Raw genomic sequence first — 22,475 nt, forward strand, 5'->3', positions numbered from 1 at the left:
AAAGAGTGTTCCGATCGGGCCCGCGGGGAGCGGCGCAGTGGCCGCTGCCCTGCTGCTTTTCTCCAGCAGCGCCGTCGCCTTCGACCTGAGCCTGCCAAGGGTCGGCGACACGCCGCTGGAGGGCGTGGCCAACATCAACATCACCGCCGGCGTCGGCATCCGCATGGAGGACCGCAGCAGCGACCTGGTCGGCAAGGGCAACCTCAACAGCAAGATCTGCGGCCGCCGCGCCGATGGCAAGACCCAGTTCCAGGGCTGCCAGGGCCTGTTCCGCACCCAGGTCTTCCCGGCCGAGCACCTGGTGGCCCAGCCCGGCCAGTTCAGCAGCAACGCCGACGACGGCAACTGGAACTATGCCAAGGGCGACCTGACGCAGGCACCGCTGAAGATCACGCCGGACCTGACGCTGACCTGGGGCAACTGGGGCCTGTTCGCGCGCGGCCTGTTCTTCCAGGACTTCGTCAACGACGATTTCATCGAGTACCACCCGAACCGCTACACCTCGGAGAACCTGGACCGCGTCGGCAACATCTCGACGCCCGGCATGGAAGTCTTCGACCTGCCGCTGCCCACGACGACCTCCGGTGTGCGCAACGACTCGCGCCCCTGCCCGGCCGACCGCAATCCCGGCGGCGGACCCTGCGGCCTGGTGTTCGGCCCCGGCGGCGTCGTGCGCAACAAACGCACAGACGACGAGACCCTGCGCCAGATCGGCAGCGACTTCCAGCTGCTCGACCTCAACCTGTTCGGCACCGTTCCCCTGTGGGGCGAGCACGAGCTGTCGGTGAAGATCGGCCGCCAGACCGTCAACTGGGGTGAATCCACCGCGCTGTTCTTCGACTCGATCAACTCGGTCAATCCCATCAACGCCAACAACTTCTTCCGCGCCGGCACCGTCCTGGAGGAGTCGTTCACACCGGCGGGCATGGCGTACGCCAGCGTCAATGTGGCCGAGGGCCTCACCCTGGAAGGCTTCTACCAGTACGAGTGGGAAGGCGCCGAGGCGCCGGCGCCCGGGTCCTTCTATTCCACCGCCGATCTCGGCACCAACAACGCGGGCGACTTCCTCGCCCTGGGCTTCGGCCAGGTGCCGGAAGACCCGGAGCGGATTGCGCGCCTGCTGGACAACCCGCTGTCCGGCCTGACCGGCACTTCGGGCGCGATCAAGCGCGAGCCGGACCGCAAGCCGCCGGACGGCGGGCAGTTCGGCCTGGCGCTGAAGGTCTACGCCGACTGGCTCAACGACGGCACCGAGCTCGGGCTGTACTTCACCAACACCCATGCGCGCATCCCGTATCTCAGCTTCATCAGCGCACCGGAGGGCTGTGCACGCGACTTCAGGGATCATCAGGGCGCCAGCAACACCCTGGAGTTCCTGCTCGCCTGCCCGGACATCCCGCAGCTGCACGCGGCGATCCGGCCCAACGATCCGGACGGCGCCACCGACGACGCCACCCAGTTCGACAAGGTGAGGTTCCTCCTCGACTATCCCGAGGACATCCGGATGTTCGGGCTCTCCTTCAACACCACCCTGGGGGACTTCTCGGTCCAGGGTGAAGTCGCCTACCGGCCGGACGCGCCGATGCAGGTGGATTCCGAGGATCTCGCCTTTGCCGCGTTCGCCCCGGCCTCCGGCCTCTGCCATTTGCCCGAAGCGAACTGCTCGGGCTCGGGCCAACTGAGCCTGAACGACCTGGTGAACCTGCGCAACGCCTTGCCGGCGGGCGCGCCGCAGCTGGCCGCGATCGACCAGCTGATCCAGCTTGGCAGCATCGGCGTCCCGTTCAATCTCGGCGTCGACCGCAACGGCAACCAGACTGCCTATCCGGGCAGCGACTTCGTCATCGACGCGCAGGGCACTCCCGGCTCCTTCCACGACACGATCGACCTGCTGGTCGGTCACGCGCCCGGCGGTGGTCGCCTGTTCCCGTCCTTCATCGTGCCCTACCGCGGCTACACGCTGGGCAAGAACCCGGCGAACGCCTATGTGCGCGGCTGGGAATACTTCGACAGCTACCAGTTCAACCTCGGCGGCACCTATGTCTCCGGCGCCAGCGAAGGACTGTCCCGCGCGATCGCCGCCGACCAGATCGTCTGGCTGTTCGAATCCGGTGCCACTTGGGTACCCGGCCTGCCGGCATTGGACCAGCTGCAGCTGGAAGCCCCCGGCACCTTCCTGCACGCCAGCGCCGGGGCCGACGGCTCGGGCTCCGACCGCTCGCGCCAGGCCTGCTCCACCAATCTCGCCTGTTCCTGGGGCCCGGACGGCATGCGCTTCAACCCGCACCAGCAGGACCTCGACATGTTTCCCGACAAGCTGTCCTGGGGCTACGTCCTGATCGCGCAGGTCAAGTACGAATCGGTGCTGCCGGGGATCAGCCTGCAGCCGGTGATCGTCTGGAAGCATGACGTCGGCGGTACCGCACCGGGTGTTGCCGGCAACTTCATCGAAGGACGCAAGATCGCCGATGTCCTGATGGAGATCCGCTACAAGTCCCAGCTGTCCTTCAACGCCGGCTACACCTGGATCACCGGCGGCGGCAGCGCCAACCTGCTGCGCGATCGCGACCAGGCCCGTTTCTTCATCAAGTACGCGTTCTAGCATTGTCCGGAGAAAAAACCATGTTCAACCCACGCATCCTGCTGCTCGCCGCCGGAGTGTCGCTCGGCGTCGTCGGCTTTCCCGCGGCCGCCAAGGTCCCTGCCAGCGAAGCGGCCAGGCTCGGCAAGGACCTGACGCCGGTCGGCGCCGAAAGGGCGGCCAGCAAGGACGGCTCGATTCCCGAATGGACGCCGGCGGCGAAACGCGGCGCGCTGAAGGGCGAATATCCCAACGACCCCGCGATCGACGGCGAGAAACCGCTGTACACGATCACCAAGGCCAACATGGCGCAGTACGCGGACAAGCTCACCGAAGGCCACAAGAGACTGCTGTCGTCCTACGACAGCTACAAGATGAAGGTCTACCCGAGCCACCGCGTGGTGTCCTTCCCGGACTTCATCTACAAGGCGACCATCGCCAACGCCACCAGCTGCGAACTGCTCGGGACCGACATACCGAACAACTGCAGGCAGGGTTTCACCTTCCCGATCCCGAAGTCCGGCGCCGAGGTGATGTGGAACCACAAGGTGCGCTACCGCGGCGACGGCGCGCGGCGCTACAACAACCAGATGATCGTGCAGGCCAACGGCAGCTTCCAGCTGACCAAGATCGTCGAGGACGCGCAGTTCTACTATGCCGTGGAGAAAGACCCGGTACCGCTGACCAGGGACAGCGGGCTGTTCATCAAGTACTTCTCGCAGACCATCGCACCGCCGCGCCTGGCCGGCACGATGATCCTGGTGCACGAGCGCGCCGGCACCGGCAACGCCGGCCGCGCCGCCTGGCTGTACTCACCCGGCCTCAAGCGCATCCGCCGCGCGCCGACGGTCTGCTGCGACGGCCCCTACGAGGGCACCGACGGTCACCAGTTCTACGACCAGGTCGACATGTTCAACGGCGTGCTGGAGCGCTACAGCTGGAAGATCGTCGGCAAGAAGGAAATGATCATTCCCTACGACTCCAATCGCATCAGCGGCCCCACGGTCAGGTTCGCGGACCTGGCCCGGCAGAAGCACCTGAACCAGGACCTGCCGCGCTACGAGCTGCACCGCGTGTGGATCGTCGAGGCCGATATCCTCCCCGGCACCAGCCATACCTTCGCCAAGCGTCGCCTCTATGTCGACGAAGACAGCTGGTACCCGGCCGCCGCGGACAACTACGACAACCGCAAGCAGCTGTACCAGTTCCAGGAAGGGCACCTGGCGTTCGCGTACAACGTGCAGACCGCGGGTGGCGCCCCGGAAGTGATCTATCACTTCACCTCGGGCCGCTACTTTCTGACCGCGATGGCCAACGAAGACCAGCCCAACGACTTTTCGCGCCGCTTCAATGAGTCCTACTTCGAGCCGGCCACCGTGCAGAAACGGTCGACCAAATGACGCAGCGCTTCCAGCAGGCCCTTCCCCGGGTTTCAGTCCCGGGGAAGGGTCGCAGCCGGCGCAGGGGCTTCCGGGGTCGCATCGCGCGTCAGGCAGGCGACGGCGGCTTCCACCAGCAGATCGATCACGTGCTCGCGATCGACACCGGGGCTGTCGGCAATGACGAATCGCAGGCCGGTGCAGATCGCGCTGGTGAACACCACGAACACCGCGGCCGGCAGGTTGCGGACACTGACCTCGCGGTGGTGCTGCAGCAGGTACAGGCGAAAGGCATCGAGAAACCCGCGCTCCAGTTCCGCGATCGCCAGCATCGTGCGTCCCTGCGAATCATGGGTGAGCACGCCGACGAACAGGGTCCGGTGTGCGTCGGCGTAGTCGAAGGTGGCCGCCAGCAAGGCACGGGTGACCGTTCGCAGATCCTGGCCCATCAAGGTGTCGATCCGCTCGAAGATCAGCTTCTGCACCTCCGCCGTCATCCGCTTGACCACGGCATCGAGCAGCGCCTCCTTGCTCTCGAAGTACTGGTACAGCGAACCCACGCTGACCCCTGCGCGCTGCGCCACATGCGTAGTCGTCAGGTCGGCGACCCCGCGTTCCGCGATCACCTGCATCGTGGCCTCGACGATCGAGTCCACCATCTGGCGGGAACGTGATTGCTGCGGTTTCTGGCGCATGGAGGGAAATGCGAATGGAACTCGAAGAATGGCCCGATCGATTGTGGGCATGCGGCAAGGGTTTGCCAAGCGCCAAACACGAAACCCCCTTCGCTGCGGCTCCTCCCGGGGAGCCGCATTCCCTGCACGGAGCGGTCTTGCAGGCCGCGCGAATCGAACGCGAATTGTTGACGAATGACACCGGGGCTTAAGGTTTGCCATTACCGCGGGATGCCCGAGGCCTGCCAAGGGCCCAACCCCGGAGGAGACGTAAATGAACGATCTGTCCGCCGTCCGACGCAGCAGCCGAACTTCGCAGTCCGGGGCCGCCACGGCCGGGAAACACGCCTCGGCAGCCGCGCCGTCGCACCTGCCCATCGCCATCATCGGTGCCGGCTTCGGCGGCATCGGGCTGGCGATCAAGCTGCGCGAGGCGGGCATCGGCGACTTCACGATCCTCGAACGTGCCGATGCGCTCGGCGGCACCTGGTATCACAACAGCTACCCCGGCTGCGCCTGCGATGTTCCATCCGCGCTGTACTCCTATTCCTTTGCGCAGAACCCGGACTGGAGTCGCAAGTACGGCGCACAACCGGAGATCCTCGCCTACCTGCGCGGCGTTGCGCAGCGATATGAGATCGAGCGCCACATCCGCTTCGGACAGGAGCTGATCGAAGCGCACTGGGACGAGGCCACGCAGCGCTGGCAGCTTGCCACCAACCACGGCGCGCTCACCGCCGACGTGCTGGTGTCCGCCTGCGGTCCCTTCAACGATCCGCTGATCCCCAGGCTGCCGGGGCTGGAGAACTTCAAGGGCGCCGCCTTCCACACGGCGCGCTGGGACCATCAGCACAGGCTCGGCGGCAGGAACGTCGCGGTCATCGGCACCGGCGCCTCGGCGATCCAGGTGATCCCCGCCATCCAGCCGCAGGTCCGCAAGCTTTCGGTATTCCAGCGCACGCCGACCTGGATCGTGCCGCGCTGGGATCATGCGCGGTCGACCGTCGAGCGGGAGCTGACCCGGCGCATCCCTCTGGCGCAGAAGGCGGTCCGCACGACCTGGTATCTGGGCATCGAAAGCCTGGGCCTGTCGCTGTTCGTGGATCGCCGCCTGGTATGGCCTTTCGAGGCGCTCGGCCGCTACCAGCTGCGGCGGCAGGTGCAGGACCCCGAGCTGCGCAGCAAGCTCACGCCGCATTTCACGCTGGGCTGCAAGCGCGCGGTGTTCAGCGATGCGTATTACCCGGCACTGACCCAGCCCAACGTCGAACTGGTGACGGAGGGTATCCGCGAAATCCGCGAGTACTCCATCGTGACCCAGGACGGCGTCGAGCATCGCGTGGACACCCTCATCTTCGGCACCGGCTTCCATGTCCCGGGCAAGGTCTACGAACGGATTCGCGGCCGCGACGGCCGCACGCTGGCCGAAGTGTTCGGCACGCAGCCGCGGGCCTACCTGGGGACCACGTTCAGCGGCTGCCCCAACCTCTTCATGCTGCTGGGGCCGTTCTCCGCCGGTGGCAACCAGTCCGCCATCTACATGCTGGAGAACCAGGCGCGCTACGTGGTCGATGCGATCCGCACCATGCGCGCCCGCGGCCTGGCCTCGGTAGAGCCGCACGCCGAGGTGCAGGAAGCCTTCCACGAGGAAATGAAGGAGCGCAGTCGCAAGACCACCTGGGTGGCCGGCGGCTGCAAGAGCTACTACCAGAACAGCGAAGGCGGCAACGGCGGCCTGTGGCCGAACTGGAGCTTCCTCTACCGGCGTCGCACGCAGCACTTCGATCTCGACAACTACATGACCCGAAGCCGGGTCGAAAGCGGGGCGAACGCATGAGCCGGGACTACGCCATCAGCGGCAAGACCATCTTCATCACCGGCGCGGCGCGCGGCATCGGCGCCGCCGCGGCACGCCGGCTGCACCAGCGCGGCGCCCGGGTGGCGCTGGTCGGCCTGGAGCCGGAGCTGCTCAGGGAACTGGCCGATGAGCTGGGTACCGGTGCCGCCTGGTTCGAGGCCGATGTCACCGATGCCGAGGCGATGGCACGCGCTGTCGCCGGCACGGTCGACAAGTTCGGCGGCATCGACGTGGTGATCGCCAATGCCGGCGTGCTGCACATCGGCAGCGTCGCCGAATCCCTGCCGCACCAGTTCGAGCGCACGCTCGACGTCAACCTGATGGGTGTCTGGCGCACGCTGCGCGCCACCTTGCCGCAGGTCATTGCGCGCCAGGGCTACATCCTCAACGTCGCCTCGGTGGCGGCGCTGGGCCATGGCCCGCTGATGGGCGCCTACGCCGCCTCCAAGGCGGCCGTCGATGCGCTCAGCGACAGCCTGCGCATCGAACTGGGCCCCAGCGGCGCGCGCGTCGGCTGCGCCTACTTCGGGGCGATCGACACCGACCTGGTGCAGGGCTCGCGGGTGCATCCGGCGATGGCCGCGCTGGAGACGCTCGCCCCCCGCTTCCTCGGCGCGGAAATCCCCCTGTCCGAGGCGGCGGACGTCATCGAAGACGGCATCCGCCGCCGTGCGGCGCGCATCTGGGCGCCGCGCTGGGTGGGCCTGTTCCTGCTGCTGCGCGGCATCGCGCAACCGGTCATGGAATGGCGGGTCCGGGGCAGCCCCGGTCTTGCCAGCGCCCTCGACCTGGCCCGGCCTGACTCTAACGGAACAGAGAACCAGGACGATCGGCTGGGCACGGCGGCGAATGTCCGTGCCCGGCGCAGGAAAGCCTGATCGCGGTACCGCATGACCTTCATCGAACACAGAGGATTTCAGCCATGAACACTGCCCCCTCCATTGCCCCCAAGGTGAACGCCCGGGCTGCCGCGATGCGTCCGCCGGCGGTCTCGATCACGCCGCAGCGCATGGGCTTCACCTACAGCGAGGACACGCCGCGCTACTGGTTCGCCAACGACCCGTTCCTGACCTCCTTCTGGACCGCGTTCGCCGGCCAGTTTCCCCAGGGCGAGAAGTTCCTGATCCAGTCGGCGCGGCTGTTCCGCGACCAGGTCGAGGACAAGCAACTGCAGAAGGACATCTCCGGCTTCATCGGCCAGGAGGCCTATCACGCACAGGAACATACGGCGCTCAACAAGTTCCTCGCCGCACGCGGCGTGCCGACCGAGCGCATGGACCGCCAGATCAAGCAGGTGCTCGACGTGATCTGCAGGATCTTCTCCGAGCGTGACCAGATGGCGATGACCGCCGCACTGGAGCATTTCACCTCGATGTTCGGCAGCCTGGTGCTGGAGAATCCCGAGCTGATCGACGACGTGCATCCGTCGATGCGCCCCCTGTTCCTGTGGCACGCGATCGAGGAAACCGAGCACAAGGGTGTCGCCTTCGATCTCTACCAGGCCGTGGATGGCGACCATGCGCGGCTGATGCGCGCCTACCTCATCTCCACCTTCCTGTTGCTGATGACGACGGCGTATTTCCAGACCTCCCTTCTGGCCAGCGACCGCTCGCTGTTCAAGCTGCGCTCCATGGCCAGGGGCATGCGCTGGATGTTCGGCTACGCCGAAGGCTCGGGCTACCTGCGCAGGATGCTGCCGGAATTCCTGGATTTCTTCCGCCGCGACTTCCACCCCTGGCAGCACGACAACAGCGCGCAGATCGAGCAGTGGAAGCAGGTTCTCGAGAACCTGCGGCATGGGGCGAAACCCCAGGTCGCGGCCTGACGCCGATTCCAGATCGCCACCCTCGGATCGCGGCCATGAACGGGCGGATTTCCCGCAGGATTTCCGTGCCTCGGGATCTGGGCCAGGCACGCAGCATCGATGCGGCCTCCGAACGACCGGCCGCGGCCGCCGGCCTGAGCGATGCGGCGGTGCAGGCCATCTGGACTGCGGTCGAAGACCTGTATCGGACGGGCGCCTATCCGGCCGTCACCTTCTGCCTGCGACGCAACGGGCAGGTGGTGCTGAACCGGGCGCTGGGCCATGCGCGCGGCAATGGTCCTGGCGAAGGGACAAGGGTACCGCAGTTGCGCGCCACCCCGGATACCCCGATCAGCCTGTTCTCCGCATCCAAGGCCGTCACCGCGGCACTGTTGCATCTGCTGGCCGAGGAAGGCGGTGTGGACCTGGACCGCCCGGTCGTGGACTACCTGCCCGCGTTCGGAGCCCACGGCAAGCACCGCATCACGCTGGCCGATGTGCTGGCGCATCGTGGCGGCATCCCGAGCTTCCGGCTACCCCAGGCCCAACGCAGGATCGACCTGCTGGCCGACTGGGAGCAGACCGTCGCCCTGCTGTGCGCCGCGACACCGAGCACCCAGGGCAGGCAGGCCTACCACGCCATGACCGGCGGCTACATCCTGGGCGAGGTGCTGCAGCGCGTCACCGGCAGGCCGATCCGGGAGTACCTGGACCGGCGCCTGCGACATCCGCTGGGCATGAAGCATTTCACCTACGGCCTGCCGCGCGAACATCGCGACCGCGTCGCGCACAACTACGCGGCCGGAGCGCCGGTGCGATTTCCCGTCGCCGGCCTGGTGCAGCGCCAGCTGATCGTGCCTTTCGACGAGATCATCGCCTTCTCCAACACCGACCGCGCCATGGATGCGGTCGTGCCCTCGGGCAATCTGTTCGCCACCGCGGAGGAGTTGTCGCGCTTCTACCAGATGCTGCTCGACGGCGGCCGCCATGAGGGCCGGCAGGTGATGCAGCCCGCAACCGTGGCGCGCCTCATCCGCCCGGTCGGCCGCGCGGCCTTCGACCACACCGTCAAGCTGCCGATCCGCTACAGCGAGGGCCTGATCCTCGGCGGCAATCCCTTCGGCCTCTATGGCCCGATGACCGGGCGCGCCTACGGCCACCTGGGCTTCATGAACATCTTCGGCTGGGCCGATCCGGACCGGCACATCGCCTGCAGCCTGCTGGTGACCGGCAAGGCCATCCTCGGCACGCACCTGCTCGCACTGGGCCGCGTACTGAACAGCATCGCGCGGCAATGCCGGCCCCTCCGGGCTGCCGCCTGACCATGGAACAAGACATGACGCATGAGACTCCAGCTACTCCGACCCTGCTGCAGAGCCTGCTGCACTGGGAGCGCAGCAGGCCCGACACGATCTACCTGACCCAGCCCCTTGCCGACGGCACGGTCGTGGACTATCGCTGGAGCGAAGTCGCCGACCAGGTACGGCGGGCAGCCGGTTACCTGCGATCGCTGGACCTTCCGCCGGGCAGCAGCATCGCCCTGCTCGGCAAGAACAGCGCGCACTGGATCATGGCCGACCTCGCCGTCGCCCTGGCCGGCCATGTCAGCGTGCCGATCTATCCTTCGCTCAACGCCGACACCGCGCGCTACATCTTCGAGCACAGCGAGGCCCGGCTGCTGTTCCTCGGCCGTATCGACGAAGGCGCCGGCTGGACCGAGCTGCGGGACGCCCTGCCACCGTCGTTGCCGGTGGTGGCCCTGCCGCTGGCGCCGTCCGGGCGCGGCCTGCCGTGGCAGGAGACAGTCATGGCCGCGGCACCGCTGCAGGATGCCGTGCTGCCGCAGGCCGGGACCCTGGCGACGATTCTCTACACCTCCGGCAGTACCGGCCGCCCCAAGGGCGTGATGCATGCCCACGGCGCCATGGCCCGGGGTGCCGCGGCGCTGCGCGAACTGCTGGCCGTGGGCCCCGATGACCGCTTGCTCTCCTACCTGCCGCTGGCCCATGTCGCCGAACGCCTGGCGGTGGAGGCGGTCTCGCTCAGCGCAGGCTGTCGCGTGTACTTCTCCGACTGCCTCGAAACCTTCACGCAGGACCTGCAGCGCGCACGTCCCACCGTGTTCTTTTCGGTGCCACGGCTGTGGACCAAGTTCTACCTCGGTGTGCGGGCGAAGCTGCCGGAGCCGGCGCAGGCACTGCTGGCCGCGGGCGGGGCGCAGGCCGATCCGGTTCGCCAGGCGGTGCTCGCGCAGCTCGGCCTGCAGCACACGCGCGTGGCCATGACCGGCTCGGCACCGCTGCCGCAGGCGATCATCGACTGGTACCGCAGCCTCGGCCTCGACTTGCTGGAACTCTATGGCATGTCCGAAAACCTGGCGTACTCGCACGCCGCCCGTCCGGGCCAGACGCGCCCCGGTTACGTCGGCCATGCGATGCCGGGCGTCGAAGCACGTATCGCGGAGGACGGCGAACTGCAGGTGAAGAGCCCCTGCCAGATGATGGGCTACTACAAGCAGCCGGAAAAAAGCGCGGACGAGACCACCGCGGACGGCTACTTCCGCACCGGCGATCGCGGCGAGCTCGACGAGGAAGGCCGTGTCCGCATCACCGGCCGCACCAAGGAGTTGTTCAAGACCTCCAAGGGCAAGTACGTCGCCCCGGTGCCGATCGAAAACCGCCTCGGCGCCCACCCGCGCGTCGAATCCGTGTGCGTCGCCGGTGCCGGCCATCCGCAGCCCTGTGCGCTGCTGATGCTGACACCGGAAGCACGGCAGTCGCTGGCCGCAGACACGGCGCGTGCCGGCCTCGTCGCCGAGCTTGAAACGCTGATCGAGCACGTCAACACCCAGCTCGAAGCGCACGAGAAGCTCGACTGCCTGGTGATCGTGCGCGAACCCTGGACCGTCGAGAACGGCCTGCTGACGCCGACGCTGAAGATCCGCCGCAACCTGATCGAGGAACGCCATCTGGGCCGGGCCGAGGACTGGGCACGGTCGGGCGGGCGCATCGTCTGGGAGGAATGATCGTGAGGCGGCGGAACCGTGGGCAGCCCGGGAGCGCAGGCCGATGAGCCTGGCGCAGAGCGAGACCGCGGGAGCGCTCCGCGCGGACGGCGGCCTGACGGTCGGGGACAGGCCCCAGCCCAGGCTGTCGCCCATCCCGAACTGGAATGTGCGTCACGGCATTGCCGGCGTCCGGCGTCTCGCGCAACTGGCCGGGGAACAGGGCATGGCACTGGAGACCTGCCTCGACGGCACTGGAATCGCGCCGGCCATGCTGGACGGCGACGAGGTGGACATCCTGGTCGAGCAGGAGATCCGGCTCATCCGCAAGCTGCTGCTCGCGCTGCCGCAGGCCCGCGGCATGGGCCTGGACCTCGGCCTGCGCCACCAGCTCACCGACTTCGGGATCTGGGGCTATGCACTGATCAGCAGCCGCACGCTGCGCGAAGCCTTCCAGGTCTGCCTGCGCTACATCGACCTCTGCTGCGTCTTCGGCAAGCTGGCCTGCGAGGAATCCGGCGGCGAGGTACGGGTCCGCTTCGACTACGACCAGGTTCCGGCCGACATCCGGCCGTTCGTCGTCGAGCGCGATGCCGGAGCGATCGCCGCCGTGCAGCGCCAGATCTGCGGCGTCGCCCTGCCGCTGCGTCACGTCGATCTGGCCTACCCCCGGCCCGCGCATGCCGCACGCCTTGCCGCCCATTTCGGCCTGCAGCCGCGATACGACGCCCCGGGCAGCATGCTGGTGGTGGCTTCGCAGGTCTTCGACCAGCCGCTGCCGCAGGCCAACGACGCCACCCTGCGCATGTGCGATGCCGAGTGCCGCAAGCTGCTGGCGCGGCGCCAGGCGTACAGCGGCGTCGCGGCCAGGGTGCGCGACATCATCCTGCGCTGTCCCGCCGAGGCGCTGGACATGGAGGCCGTCGCCGCCAGACTCTGCATGACCGGCCGCACCCTGCGCCGCCATCTTTCCGAGCAAGGCACCACCTTCCGCGCATTGCGCGACGAAGTGCTGCAGATGCTGGCCGAAGAACTGCTTCGTACCACACCGATGAAACTCGACGAAGTGGCCGAACGCCTGGGCTACTCCGACTCGGCTGCGTTCAGCCATGCCTTCAAGCGCTGGAAGGGCGTCGCGCCACGGGCACTGGGCCGCAGCTGAGGCGAAGACGGGGGCGCGGCGGGAACGGATCCGGCGACGGGTTCCGCACCACGCTGTCCGCTCCTGACAAACGCCTGTCCCCGTTGCGCATTCAGGCGGCCGCCCGGCCGGGTCACAGTACGCACCTGCAGCCGTATCGCATGCCGGGAGAATCCTGATGGCGCTGCCACCGTTGCTGTGCGACAAGCTCGTCCTGCCCGTCGTCGCTGCGCCGATGGTCGGCGCCTCCAGCCCCGCGCTCGTCACCGAACAGTGCAAGGCCGGCATCATTGGCGCCTTCCCGGCACTCGACGCGCCGTCGGAGCCCGCGCTCGAACAATGGCTGCAGCGCATCAGCATCGGGCTGGCGGTGGAGCGCGCCGCGCACCCCGGCAAGAAAGTCGCTCCCTTTGCGGTCGAGCAGATCGTGCATCCGGCCAACCCGCGCCTGCGGCGCGATGTCGATCTTTGCGCGAAATACCGCGTGCCGATCCTGATCACCTCCCTGCAGTCGCCCGGAAACGTGGTCGAGGCCGTGCACCGCTACGGTGGCCTGGTGTTTCACGCGGTCACCAGCATCGGGCAGGCCCGGCACGCGATCGAGGCGGGCGTCGATGGCCTGATCCTGGCCTGCGGTGCGGGCCGGCGGTCGCCGTTCGCGCTGGTGCCGGAGTTGCGCGGCTTCTACGATGGCCTGATCGTGCTTTCCTGCGCCATCACCAGCGGCGAGGCGATCCTCGCGGCGCTGGCGATCGGCGCCGATCTCGCCTGCGTCGGCCCCCGCGCCATCGCCACGCAGCAAACCCCTGCGCTGCCCGGCCGCAGCATCAGCGGCGCCGGCTTCGATGCCGACACGCTGCCGACCGGAGAACGGGTCGCACGACTGGCCGGGGACTACCAGGCGGCGCGGGCACGACTGCTCGCCGCCTGAGCCGGATACGTCCCGGCGGATTCCTCAGATCTGGTAGCGGACGGAGATGCGCGCGTTGTCGCGGTCGCGCAGCTGGTTGGCCTGGCCACCGCCGCCGAACATCTGGTAGCCCAGGTTGAAGGACCACTGCGACTTGTAGCGCACCTCCACGCTGGCATCCAGAATCCTGCGCCCCTCGACGAAGTTGGAGGCCAGTCCCGGCGAGTGGCCGTAGATGTCGTGCTTCCAGATGATGGTCGGCGCGAGGCTGATGGCGGGCAGGATCGACTCGTAGCGGACCTGGTGCACCATCGCGTAGCCGCCGGACCATTCGGTGGGATACAGGTCCCGGTCCTGCTGGTGCGGATTGAAGCGCAGGCCGTCCGGCCCATAGGAGCAGGCCGGGTTGGTCGAGCAGGCCTGGCGCGAGCGGTCGGCGCCGGAACCGTCGGCACCGGCACTGGCATGGTAGAAGATGCCGGGGCCTTCGAGCTGCAGCACGTCCAGCGGCGGCAGGTCGGGCACCCAGCGCGCACCGACCTCGAACAGCGAGATCACCTGGTCGCAGCCCATCAGCTTGCAGGCCAGGTCCGTGGCGCTGGAGATGTAGGTCGCGCCGAGATCGAACTGGAAAGTGTCGAAGTTCTCCCAGCCGCGGATGTACGAGCCCGCAGGGTTGTCGCCCAGTTCGTAGCCGCGGTAGGGCACGATGAACGAGGGAAACAGGCGCCCCGCGCCGGGCAGGTGGCCGATGATCAGGTCATAGGTGTCGCGGTAGGCCCCCAGGGTGCCGTCGGCGTCGATGACGAAGTCGCTGGAGCCGTAGGTGCCCGGAGTGCCGTCCGGCTGGATCCCCAGTCCCGTCCGCACGCCGGCCGCGGCCAGCAACTGCGCCAGTTGCTCCGGCAGCAGGCCGGTGAGGTCGCCGTTGCCGGTGCCGGTGCAGCCCGCATCCGGCTTGTGGCAGTTGCCCAGCGCGCCATAGGAAGCAAACCCCAGGTCCACGACCGCAACCTGCAGGGGCTCGTCGGGCCGGTAGACCATCTCGCCCTGCAGGGCGATCGCGCCGAGCGTGGTGTTGAAGCTGAGACCGAGCATGCGGATGTCTTCGGGATACTCGAAGAAGGCCTGCGACTGATCGAAATTGGTGGAATCGTCCGTGGCGCCTTCCGGATCGTTGAACTGCAGGCCGAGCAGCGCGTGCAGCAGGGGCACGTCGGGGCAATCGCGCAGATAGTCCAGCGTGCTGGTGGTGTTCCGGCTGCAGGTGGCGGGTGCCGAAATCAGGCTGATCATGGGCACGCGCGCGTGGTACTGCGCGTAGTACAGGCCGATCTCGGTGCCGTCGTTGAGCCAGTCGGCGTAGTACCGGAGCTGCAGGCCGAACTGGCCCCAGGTACTGGGCTCGCGATCCCGCAGGCGCCGGATCGAACCGCTGGTGTTGGTGACACCGGACAGCGGATTGTCGAGCAGCAGCGCGAGGTTCTCCGGATCGTCGGGGCCCTGGCCGAAGCCGAGGTTGATGTGCTGCGCACCGGCGTCCCGGGTGCCGATGTTGGCGAAGGAGTAGAACGACCCCGGCGCCGGGGTTTCCAGCGGCTGCCACTCCAGTTGGTAGAAGCCCGACAGCGAGGCGCCTTCGAACAGCTCGGTCGCCAGCGTCACCATGTTGAGCGGCTCGAACACCTCGTCCAGCGTGCCGCCGACGCGGAACAGGTTGTTGGCATTGGCCGGGTTGATGACGTTGAGCGAGTCGAAATACATGACGGTGGACTCGCCCCAGTTGACCAGCTGACGGCCGATCTTGAAGCTCAGGTTCTTCTCCTCCCAGGGCAGCGGGACGGTGCCGTAGAGGTTGGCCTCGAGCAGCTGGAAGCCCTCGCCGATCTCGCGCAGGGTCTCCTTGTCGCTGCGCGGGCTGTGCACCACGCCGCCGCGCGAGTACACCAGGCCGCAGGGGCCACCGCCGGGATTGCGCTCCGCCGGACAGGGGCGGGAATCGTTGCGCACCACCACCGTCGGGATGGCCGGCGTCAGCGGCCCCAGGGTGCGCAGCAGTTCGGTGCCCGGCCTGGAGACGGTGCCGACCTCGTCGAGGTTCTGGCGGTTGATCTGGTTGGGGTGATACTCGGTGAAGTCCTTGTTGACCAGGTCATGGAAGTACAGGCCACGGACGAACAGGCCGAAATCGCCAAAGCTGAGCGTGAGGTCCTGGGTCAGCTTCAGCGGCGCCTGCGTCAGGTCGCCCTTGTCGTAGTTGAGATTGCCCTGGTCGGTATTGCTGGTCGCGGCACCGGGTGCCTGCGCCAGCCGCTCAGCCATGAACGTCTGCTCGCGGAACACGCCCTGGCAGCCGCTCCAGTAGAGCTTGCCGTCGACGCGGCCGCAGAGATCCGGGTTGATGCTGCCCTTGCCCAGCAGGTCGCTGGCCTGGGATTCGAGACGCACCGCAGCGCCCGCGGTCAGCGAGCTGTTGGACACGATACTGATGCTGTCGTCGCCCCAGGGAATTTCAAAAGTGAGCGCGCTGGCTTCGCCGGCATGCAGGCCCAGCGCAGCCAGAAAAGCCGCGATGCCCCGCGGCAGGGTTCCCTTGACCATGATGCCTCTCCCCGACCTGCTCCGAAGCTGATTCCGCCTCGGGGGCGAACATAGGCGGGGCCTGCGGGAATATCCCGTATCGTTGAGGACAGGCGTTTGTTAATTCAGGACATGCGATTCACCGCAACAGCGGCCGCTCCAGTGACTTTCCAGCGAAGTCCGGACCGCACGCGGCACCCCGCTGCCCGCTTTCGACAGAGAAGTCCGCCATTGTTATAAAATAATTAATTTAATTTAAATATTTATATTTTTAATCAAGAGCCGGCCGCGGCTATTTACCGCGTCCACGCTTGGCCTTCGGCCCGGCGGAGCACTCAGGCTACAGCCGGTGCCCGACGGCATGCTTCAAATTTCACCCGCTGCCAGGTTCCGGGCGTTATCCAGCCGCACACGGGACCTTGCTACAGTGGGCGGCATCCCTCCACCGGAAGCATGCTTTCCGCGCCATGAACGGCTACCTGGTTCGCGTTGCCGTGCTGACCGCCGCTTACGCCCTCGCGGGGCGCCTGGGCCTGCTGCTGGCGATCCCCCCGGGATATGCCACCGCGATCTGGCCGGCCGCGGGCGTGGCACTGGCCGGACTGATGTTGCTGGGCCGCCAGCACTGGCCGGGCGTGCTGCTGGGCTCCTTCATCGTCAACGTCTCCACGTCCTGGGACGGCGGCAGCGCCGCGCTGGTGGCGCGCTCGCTGTCGATCGCCGGTGCCATCGCAGCGGGCGCGACGCTGCAAGCGTTGCTGGGCGAATGGCTGGTGCGCCGCTACGTCGGCTACCGCAACATCCTCACCCAGGAAACCGAGGCCGTGCGGCTGCTGCTGCTCGGCGGGCCGCTCAGTTGCGTCGTCAATGCGCTGATCGGGCCATGGACCCTGTGGTTCGCGGGCCTCATCGCGACGCCGGCCCTGCTGTTCAACATGTGGACCTGGTGGGTGGGCGATTCCATCGGCGTGCTGATCTTCGTGCCGCTGATCTGCGCCTGGACGCTGCGACCGATCCGGACCTGGATCCGGCAGCAACTGGCGCTGACCCTGCCGCTGCTGCTGCTGGTGGTGCTGGTGGTCATCCTGTTCTTCTCCGCCAGCGCCCGCGAGGAGCAGCGCATCCGCTCCGGGTTCGAGCAGCAGGCACAGCAGGTCTCCGAGAACTTCGAGCGGCAGTGGAGCAACCGCCTGCTGACGATGGACGCGATCCGCGGCTTCTATGCCGCGTCCAGCGCGGTCGACGCACGCGAGTTCCACCTGTTCGTCGAAAAGCTGCTGCTCACCCAGCCCGGCCTCCAGGCCCTCGAATTCCTGCCGCGGGTGACGCAGGCCGAGCGCGCGGGCTTCGAGCAGGCCATGCGCGCGGCGGGCGACCCCGACTTCGCCATCCGCGAAGCGGGGCCCGACGGGCACCTGCGGGTGGCTGCGGCGCGGGAGCACTACTACCCCATCGTCTTCATCGAGCCGCCCGGCGCCGTGCGCGGCGTGGCCGGCTTCGACCTGGCCTCGGAGGCCCTGCGCAACGACACCCTGCAGCGGGCGGTGAAAAGCGGGCGCTCCGCGGTCTCGGCACAGCTGCGGCTGATTCACCCGATCGATGCCCAGGGCCTGCTGGTGATGACGCCGCTGTTCCGCGGCACCATGGACTACCCGTCCGCCGAGGCGCGCGAGCAGAACCTTGTCGGCGTGGCGCTGGCGGTGTTCCGCATCGACGCCATGGTGCAGGCCGCGATCGGCAACCTGGACGCAACCGGCATCCGCTTCCGGCTGCTCGACCAGGGCGCGGCCCCGGCCGACAAGCTGCTGTTCGACAGCGGCCCGCCGCCGGGTGGCGGCGGGATCGCCATGTCCCATGCCGACACGCTGGAAGTGGGTGGACGCCACTGGCGCCTGGTCTTCGACCTGCCCGCGGCCTACCTGGTGGAGCACCGCTCCTGGCAGACCTGGGGCCTGCTGGCCGCCGGGCTGGGACTCAGCGCCCTGCTGGCGCTGTTGCTGCTGGTGGTCCTGGCACGCCAGAGCCGGGTGCAGGAACTGGTCACCGAACGCACCGCGGAGCTGCAGAAGGCCGAGCTGCGGCTGATGCACTACGCCGCGGAGCTGGAGCGCAGCAACGCTGAGCTGCAGCAGTTCGCCTACGCCGCCTCGCATGACCTGCAGGCCCCGCTGCGCAGCATCATCGGCTTCTCGCAGATCCTGCAGCGCCAGTACAAGGGGCGGCTCGACGAGGATGCCGACGAGTTCCTGCAGTTCATCGGCAGCAGCGCGACACGCATGCAGGCCCTGATCCTGGACCTGCTGAGCCTGTCTCGCGTGGGCAGCGGCGAATTCATTTCCGGCGTGGTGGACCTGGAGGAAGTGCTGCAGCAGGCGCAACAGAACCTGCTCGCCGAGATCCAGGCCCGCGACGCGCTGCTGACGCATGAGCCGTTGCCGACGATCCGCGGCAACCGCGGCCAGGTCCTGCAGCTGCTGCAGAACCTGCTGGCCAATGCGATGAAGTTCCAGCGCTCCGGCGAGCGCCCGCGGGTTCAGGTCTCGGCCGAACGGGCCGGGTCGCAGTGGCGTCTGTCGGTACGCGACAACGGCATCGGCATCGCCCCGGAATTCCACGAGAGGATCTTCCAGATCTTCCAGCGCCTGCACACGATCGAGGAGTACGAAGGCACCGGCATCGGCCTGACGCTGTGCCGCAAGATCGTGGAGCGCCACGGCGGGCGCCTGTGGCTGGAGTCCAGCCCGGGCCAGGGCGCGACGTTCTTCTTCACCTTGCCGGCGGTGGACGCCGGCGACGAGGACCGCGCGCCCGACGAACCGTAGGCGCCGGTCAGGCCAGTGTCAGCGCGAATCCCTGCCGCGGGAAATGCACGTGCAGCGTGCCCAGCCCCGGCTCCTTGCGCGCCACGATCCAGCGCTGCGGCATCACCGCCACCAGCGTTCCCGGTGTCGGCACCTGCCCGTAGTCGGTCGGCGTGACGCTGACCTCCCTGCCGATCAGCGCATCCTGGCGAAACGCTTCCGCGATCGGCCTGGGGCTGGCGTTGCCCGCGATCTCCAGCGCCTGCCGCGCGTCGATGTCGCTGCGCCGGCCATGACCGAAGGCCTTCATGCGATCGAGCCAGGCGATGGCCTTCGGGAAGGCATCGATCATGCGGGAGCCGCCCATGTCGCGGATGAACCACAGGCCATGGTAGGTGGAGAAATCGGCGTGATTGGGCTGCGGCCCGAACAGGAAATCCTGCTGCAGCCGCGACTCCAGGTCGGCCAGGTGCTGCAGCACGCGCGGCCGCGCGCCGCGGAAACCCACGCCCTTGACGGTCGCCTTGCGGCCGATGTTGATGCGGTCGAGCACGAAGCGGCCGATATCCAGCAGCGACATCGACTCGCGGATCTTCTGGTTGAGCTTGCCGCTGCCGCCGGCCATCACGCAGGCCAAGAAGATTTCCAGGTCCACGGCCGCCACGTAGTCCTGCACCTCGGTGGAGCAGCTCTCCAGCGCCAGTTCCGGCTTGCCCGACAGCGCGGCGATCTCGGCGGCGATGCTGCGGGAATCGCAGAACACATCGGCACCGATCTGGGCCACCGGAATCTTGCGATAGCCGCCGGCCAGCGCCGCCACCATCGGCCGCGGCGGCATCTCCCGCGTGGTCACCGACTGCCAGGGCAGGCCGGAGTAGCCGAGCATGGCGCGGATCTTTTCGGAGAACGGCGACAGCGGGTAGTGGTGCAGGATCAGATCGGACACGAGGGCTCCAACGGGATGTTCCAACGGGATGTGCGGGGCGGTGGCCGCTACTGTAGCGCCCTGCGCGCGGCCAGGTCCCCGGCGAAGGGGCCATGCTGCCCGGCCCGCACTACGAGGTTTTCCTGGACCTGGCGTCCCAGCCGGCAACGCCCAGCAGCACCAGCGTACCCGCCGCCGACAGCGCCAGCGGCGGCATCGACGTTGCCACCGGGCCCAGCAGGAGCAGCGCGATCACTGCCAGCAACGGCACTTGCTGCGTCCGGCGCGCGATGGCACAGCGGAACAGGTAGGTGCCGAGCAGGTACAGGGCCGTGCTGCCCAGGATCACCGCTGCCACGCCGGGCTCGGTGTGGCCCAGCGGATGCTTCAGCACCAACTCGTCTGCCACCGCCGACAGGATGATGCCGGCCACCGGCAGCAGGTGGATGTAGGTATAGGCCAGGCGCGCCACGCGCCCCGGGTCCTGCGCATGCGCGATGGTGTGGCTACCGGTTTCGGCAGCGGCATCGAAGTACAGCCACCACATGGTGAGACTGCCGACAAAGGACACGGCGAAGGCGGCCAGGGTGATGCCGTTCCATTCCATGCCGGCGACAGTGGCACCGGTGACCAGGATCGACTCGCCCAGGGCGATGATGATGAACAGCGCGCAGCGTTCGGCCAGGTGGCCGCCGGCCACGTCCCAGTCGGCGGTGCTGGATCGGCCCAGGCCCGGCACCCGGAAGCCCAGGGAGGGGCCGGCGTACTCGAGCGCCAGCGCCAGCGCCCACCAGGCCAGCCTCTCGCCATGCCCGGCAAGCCCGCCGCCGATCCAGAGCAGGCCGCTGGCCGCGAGCCACACCAGGATGCGCTGGAAGTTCGCCACCATGCCGGGGCGACCGCGCACCGCCCACAGGAAGAACAGCGTGCGTCCGACCTGCATCGCGACGTAGGCGCCGGCGAACAGCAGGCCGCGCTCCTCGAAGGCCTGCGGGATCGTGGCCGACAGCAGCAGGCCGAGCAGCATCAGCACCATCAGGGCCAGGCGCACCGGCAGGCGCTCCGGATCCAGCCAGTTGGTGACCCAGGAGGTGTAGATCCATACCCACCACACCGCCAGCATCAGCACCAGGGTCTGCAGCGCCCCCGCCAGGCTGAAGTGATGGATCAAGGCATGTGACAGCTGCGTGACGGCGAACACGAAGACCAGGTCGAAGAACAGTTCGATATAGCCGACGCGGCCGCTTTCGTGGCCTTCGCGGGTGCGCAGCAGGTGTCGGGTCATGTGCAGGCTCTCGGGTGTGTGCCTCCCTTTTACCTTTCCGTGAGCCGCATGCGCCAGCGGCCCGCCGGGGGCGCCTGTCGGTTCCATCCCCGACCCGACAACCGGATCAGGTTTCACTGCCGGAACCCGGCCCCGTTCTTGCGGCTGCCACGGAGGGAAACATCCCCTAGAATCGCCGCACTTTTTCGAGGGAACGCGCATGATTGTCGGCATCGACCTGGGAACCACCAACAGCCTCGCCGCGGTATGGCGCGACGGGCAGGCCGTGCTCATCCCCAATGCCCTCGGCCAGGTGCTGACCCCCTCCTGCGTCAGCCTGGACGACCAGGGCCAGGTCCTGGTGGGGGCAGCGGCCCGCGACAGGCTGTTGACCCAGCCGCGGCGCACGGCCGCGGCGTTCAAGCGCTACATGGGGACCGACCGCCGCCTGACGCTGGCGGATCGCGAGTTCCGCCCGGAGGAACTCTCGGCGCTGGTGCTGAAGTCGCTGAAGGCCGACGCCGAGGCCTTCCTGGGCGAGCCGGTCACCGAGGCGCGCAGGGTGACGGTCCAGTCGCCTTGCACGGGCTGCGGCCAGGACACCAGGCCGCGGGCGATGCGGTACGCGATGGGGTCGCCTTCGGCGTCGGCGGCGGAGGCGGCGTAGCGGTAGGGCTTGCCGTCCACGGCCTGGGTCACCGGGGCGGTGGTGAAGACCGGAGCGTGGTTGGCTTCGGTGGTGGTGTTGCCGCTGGCGGTGGTGGCGTCGGCGGTGGCCAGCAGGATGGCCTGCTCGGCAGCGTCCACGCCGGCGGCGTCGCTGACGAAGCCGAGCAGCAGGGCGCTGCGGCTGTCTCTAGTTTCTGTGTCTCAGTCTAGGGGGCACTCCAAAATGGCGGCCCTTTTCCCCGAACCTTTCTTACTCCCACCAGACGTTTTCCAAGGGAAAACTACGTGCGCATGTGTTGAAAACAGAAGCTTGAGCATAGGGAGGGAGTTGATCAACCGGCATTGTATGTAGAACGCTTAGTTGACGCATCAACTCCGCGAACGAAGGAGCGCGAAACTGGCCTGAATGGTATCGGAGTACCGCCTCTGCCTCGCCATCTGCCGTTCTCACCTGTGGATGCAATAAAATTAATTCATAGTTGGACGTGCCATGTTTCCCAATCACGATCGCGTTTCGTAGGTAACTTGTACGCATACTTACGTCGTTTTGCTCTGTGCCGTAAGTAAAATATTCAGTGTCGGAAGATTCTATAGGGACCTGCTCGTACAGAGCCAATAGATTCGGAAAAAGTTCCGAGAAACGGTCAACTTGCGGAATCGAAAAAAAACCAATGCCGACATCCCCGTGGTTTACATCAAAGGGAGATAAGTCTTCGGGATGGTATGCCAGCAGGAAGTCTTTATACGATTTTGGCAACGGAACTCCCAAAGAGCGTTCCAATTTTTCTATGGCTCTCCGCTGCTCTCTCGTATCTCCGTTCACCAAGGGCGGCCATTTAGGGATGACTGAAGAGTAGAATTCATCAGAACTTTGACCTTTCTTCT

At 67.3% G+C, this 22,475-nt stretch carries 15 protein-coding genes and 1 pseudogene; 11 read left to right on the forward strand and 5 right to left on the reverse strand.

Annotated features, from left to right (window positions below; genetic code table 11):
- Window positions 1-37 precede the first annotated feature (37 nt).
- A complete protein-coding gene (locus tag D0B54_RS24910) occupies window positions 38-2,602 on the forward strand; it encodes a DUF1302 domain-containing protein (protein WP_240433491.1) in 2,565 nt (854 codons plus the stop codon).
- Between the two features lie 20 nt (window positions 2,603-2,622).
- A complete protein-coding gene (locus D0B54_RS21785; protein ID WP_117294098.1) occupies window positions 2,623-3,981 on the forward strand; it encodes a DUF1329 domain-containing protein in 1,359 nt (452 codons plus the stop codon).
- Window positions 3,982-4,013: 32 nt separating this feature from the next.
- On the opposite strand, the gene D0B54_RS24500 is transcribed toward D0B54_RS21785, so the two are convergent.
- Window positions 4,014-4,655 carry a TetR/AcrR family transcriptional regulator gene (locus tag D0B54_RS24500; RefSeq protein WP_162932624.1) on the reverse strand — a complete coding sequence of 214 codons (642 nt, stop codon included), beginning with the start codon at window positions 4,653-4,655 and terminating at the stop codon, window positions 4,014-4,016.
- Between the two features lie 253 nt (window positions 4,656-4,908).
- Here D0B54_RS24500 and D0B54_RS21795 point away from each other — a divergent pair, with 253 nt between their 5' ends.
- The 7 genes from D0B54_RS21795 (at window position 4,909) to D0B54_RS21825 (ending at window position 13,372) form a co-directional block, all read left to right on the forward strand.
- Complete coding sequence (locus D0B54_RS21795) at window positions 4,909-6,471, forward strand: flavin-containing monooxygenase (protein WP_117294100.1); 1,563 nt, start codon at window positions 4,909-4,911, stop codon at window positions 6,469-6,471.
- A complete protein-coding gene (locus D0B54_RS21800) occupies window positions 6,468-7,370 on the forward strand; it encodes a short-chain dehydrogenase/reductase (RefSeq protein WP_117294101.1) in 903 nt (300 codons plus the stop codon). The genes D0B54_RS21795 and D0B54_RS21800 overlap by 4 nt, the downstream gene beginning before the upstream one ends.
- A 44-nt stretch (window positions 7,371-7,414) precedes the next feature.
- Entirely contained in the window at window positions 7,415-8,317 is a 903-nt protein-coding gene (locus D0B54_RS21805) for a metal-dependent hydrolase (RefSeq protein ID WP_117294103.1), read from the forward strand.
- 65 nt (window positions 8,318-8,382) lie between these two features.
- A complete protein-coding gene (locus D0B54_RS21810) occupies window positions 8,383-9,618 on the forward strand; it encodes a serine hydrolase domain-containing protein (protein WP_205527206.1) in 1,236 nt (411 codons plus the stop codon).
- A gap of 14 nt (window positions 9,619-9,632) precedes the next feature.
- Window positions 9,633-11,321, forward strand: a complete 1,689-nt coding sequence (locus D0B54_RS21815) for an AMP-binding protein (protein WP_117295454.1) — start codon at window positions 9,633-9,635, stop codon at window positions 11,319-11,321.
- 43 nt (window positions 11,322-11,364) lie between these two features.
- Complete coding sequence (locus D0B54_RS21820) at window positions 11,365-12,462, forward strand: AraC family transcriptional regulator (RefSeq protein ID WP_117294107.1); 1,098 nt, start codon at window positions 11,365-11,367, stop codon at window positions 12,460-12,462.
- A gap of 157 nt (window positions 12,463-12,619) precedes the next feature.
- Window positions 12,620-13,372, forward strand: a complete 753-nt coding sequence (locus tag D0B54_RS21825) for an NAD(P)H-dependent flavin oxidoreductase (protein ID WP_117294109.1) — start codon at window positions 12,620-12,622, stop codon at window positions 13,370-13,372.
- 24 nt (window positions 13,373-13,396) lie between these two features.
- Here the strand turns inward: D0B54_RS21825 and D0B54_RS21830 are convergent, their stop codons facing one another.
- Window positions 13,397-15,952, reverse strand: a complete 2,556-nt coding sequence (locus D0B54_RS21830) for a DUF1302 domain-containing protein (RefSeq protein ID WP_117294111.1) — start codon at window positions 15,950-15,952, stop codon at window positions 13,397-13,399.
- Between the two features lie 446 nt (window positions 15,953-16,398).
- On the opposite strand from D0B54_RS21830, the gene D0B54_RS21835 reads away from it, so the two are divergent.
- Entirely contained in the window at window positions 16,399-18,753 is a 2,355-nt protein-coding gene (locus tag D0B54_RS21835; protein ID WP_117294113.1) for a CHASE domain-containing protein, read from the forward strand.
- A 7-nt stretch (window positions 18,754-18,760) separates the two neighbouring features.
- Here the strand turns inward: D0B54_RS21835 and D0B54_RS21840 are convergent, their stop codons facing one another.
- Window positions 18,761-19,678: a glutathione S-transferase family protein gene (locus tag D0B54_RS21840; protein ID WP_117294115.1), complete on the reverse strand. Its 918-nt coding sequence runs from the start codon at window positions 19,676-19,678 to the stop codon at window positions 18,761-18,763.
- Between the two features lie 109 nt (window positions 19,679-19,787).
- On the reverse strand, window positions 19,788-20,942 hold the full coding sequence (locus D0B54_RS21845; RefSeq protein WP_117294117.1) for a low temperature requirement protein A: 1,155 nt from the start codon (window positions 20,940-20,942) through the stop codon (window positions 19,788-19,790).
- Window positions 20,943-21,141: 199 nt separating this feature from the next.
- On the opposite strand from D0B54_RS21845, the pseudogene D0B54_RS25270 reads away from it, so the two are divergent.
- Window positions 21,142-21,477 (forward strand): annotated as a pseudogene (locus D0B54_RS25270) (Hsp70 family protein); the annotation flags it as partial.
- 363 nt (window positions 21,478-21,840) lie between these two features.
- On the opposite strand, the gene D0B54_RS24505 reads toward D0B54_RS25270, so the two are convergent.
- Window positions 21,841-22,371, reverse strand: coding sequence for an SMI1/KNR4 family protein (locus D0B54_RS24505; RefSeq protein ID WP_162932625.1), 531 nt, complete (start codon window positions 22,369-22,371; stop codon window positions 21,841-21,843).
- Window positions 22,372-22,475 lie beyond the last annotated feature (104 nt).

Source organism: Solimonas sp. K1W22B-7, assembly GCF_003428335.1.
Lineage (GTDB): Bacteria > Pseudomonadota > Gammaproteobacteria > Nevskiales > Nevskiaceae > Solimonas_A.

Excerpts from the sequence above, each read along its gene's own strand:
- D0B54_RS21785 (WP_117294098.1), top strand. The coding sequence starts at position 2,623 with ATGTTCAACCCACGCATCCTGCTGCTCGCCGCCGGAGTGTCGCTCGGC.
- D0B54_RS24500 (WP_162932624.1), bottom strand. The coding sequence starts at position 4,655 with ATGCGCCAGAAACCGCAGCAATCACGTTCCCGCCAGATGGTGGACTCG.
- D0B54_RS21795 (WP_117294100.1), top strand. The coding sequence starts at position 4,909 with ATGAACGATCTGTCCGCCGTCCGACGCAGCAGCCGAACTTCGCAGTCC.
- D0B54_RS21800 (WP_117294101.1), top strand. The coding sequence starts at position 6,468 with ATGAGCCGGGACTACGCCATCAGCGGCAAGACCATCTTCATCACCGGC.
- D0B54_RS21805 (WP_117294103.1), top strand. The coding sequence starts at position 7,415 with ATGAACACTGCCCCCTCCATTGCCCCCAAGGTGAACGCCCGGGCTGCC.
- D0B54_RS21815 (WP_117295454.1), top strand. The coding sequence starts at position 9,633 with ATGACGCATGAGACTCCAGCTACTCCGACCCTGCTGCAGAGCCTGCTG.
- D0B54_RS21820 (WP_117294107.1), top strand. The coding sequence starts at position 11,365 with ATGAGCCTGGCGCAGAGCGAGACCGCGGGAGCGCTCCGCGCGGACGGC.
- D0B54_RS21825 (WP_117294109.1), top strand. The coding sequence starts at position 12,620 with ATGGCGCTGCCACCGTTGCTGTGCGACAAGCTCGTCCTGCCCGTCGTC.
- D0B54_RS21830 (WP_117294111.1), bottom strand. The coding sequence starts at position 15,952 with ATGGTCAAGGGAACCCTGCCGCGGGGCATCGCGGCTTTTCTGGCTGCG.
- D0B54_RS21835 (WP_117294113.1), top strand. The coding sequence starts at position 16,399 with ATGAACGGCTACCTGGTTCGCGTTGCCGTGCTGACCGCCGCTTACGCC.
- D0B54_RS21845 (WP_117294117.1), bottom strand. The coding sequence starts at position 20,942 with ATGACCCGACACCTGCTGCGCACCCGCGAAGGCCACGAAAGCGGCCGC.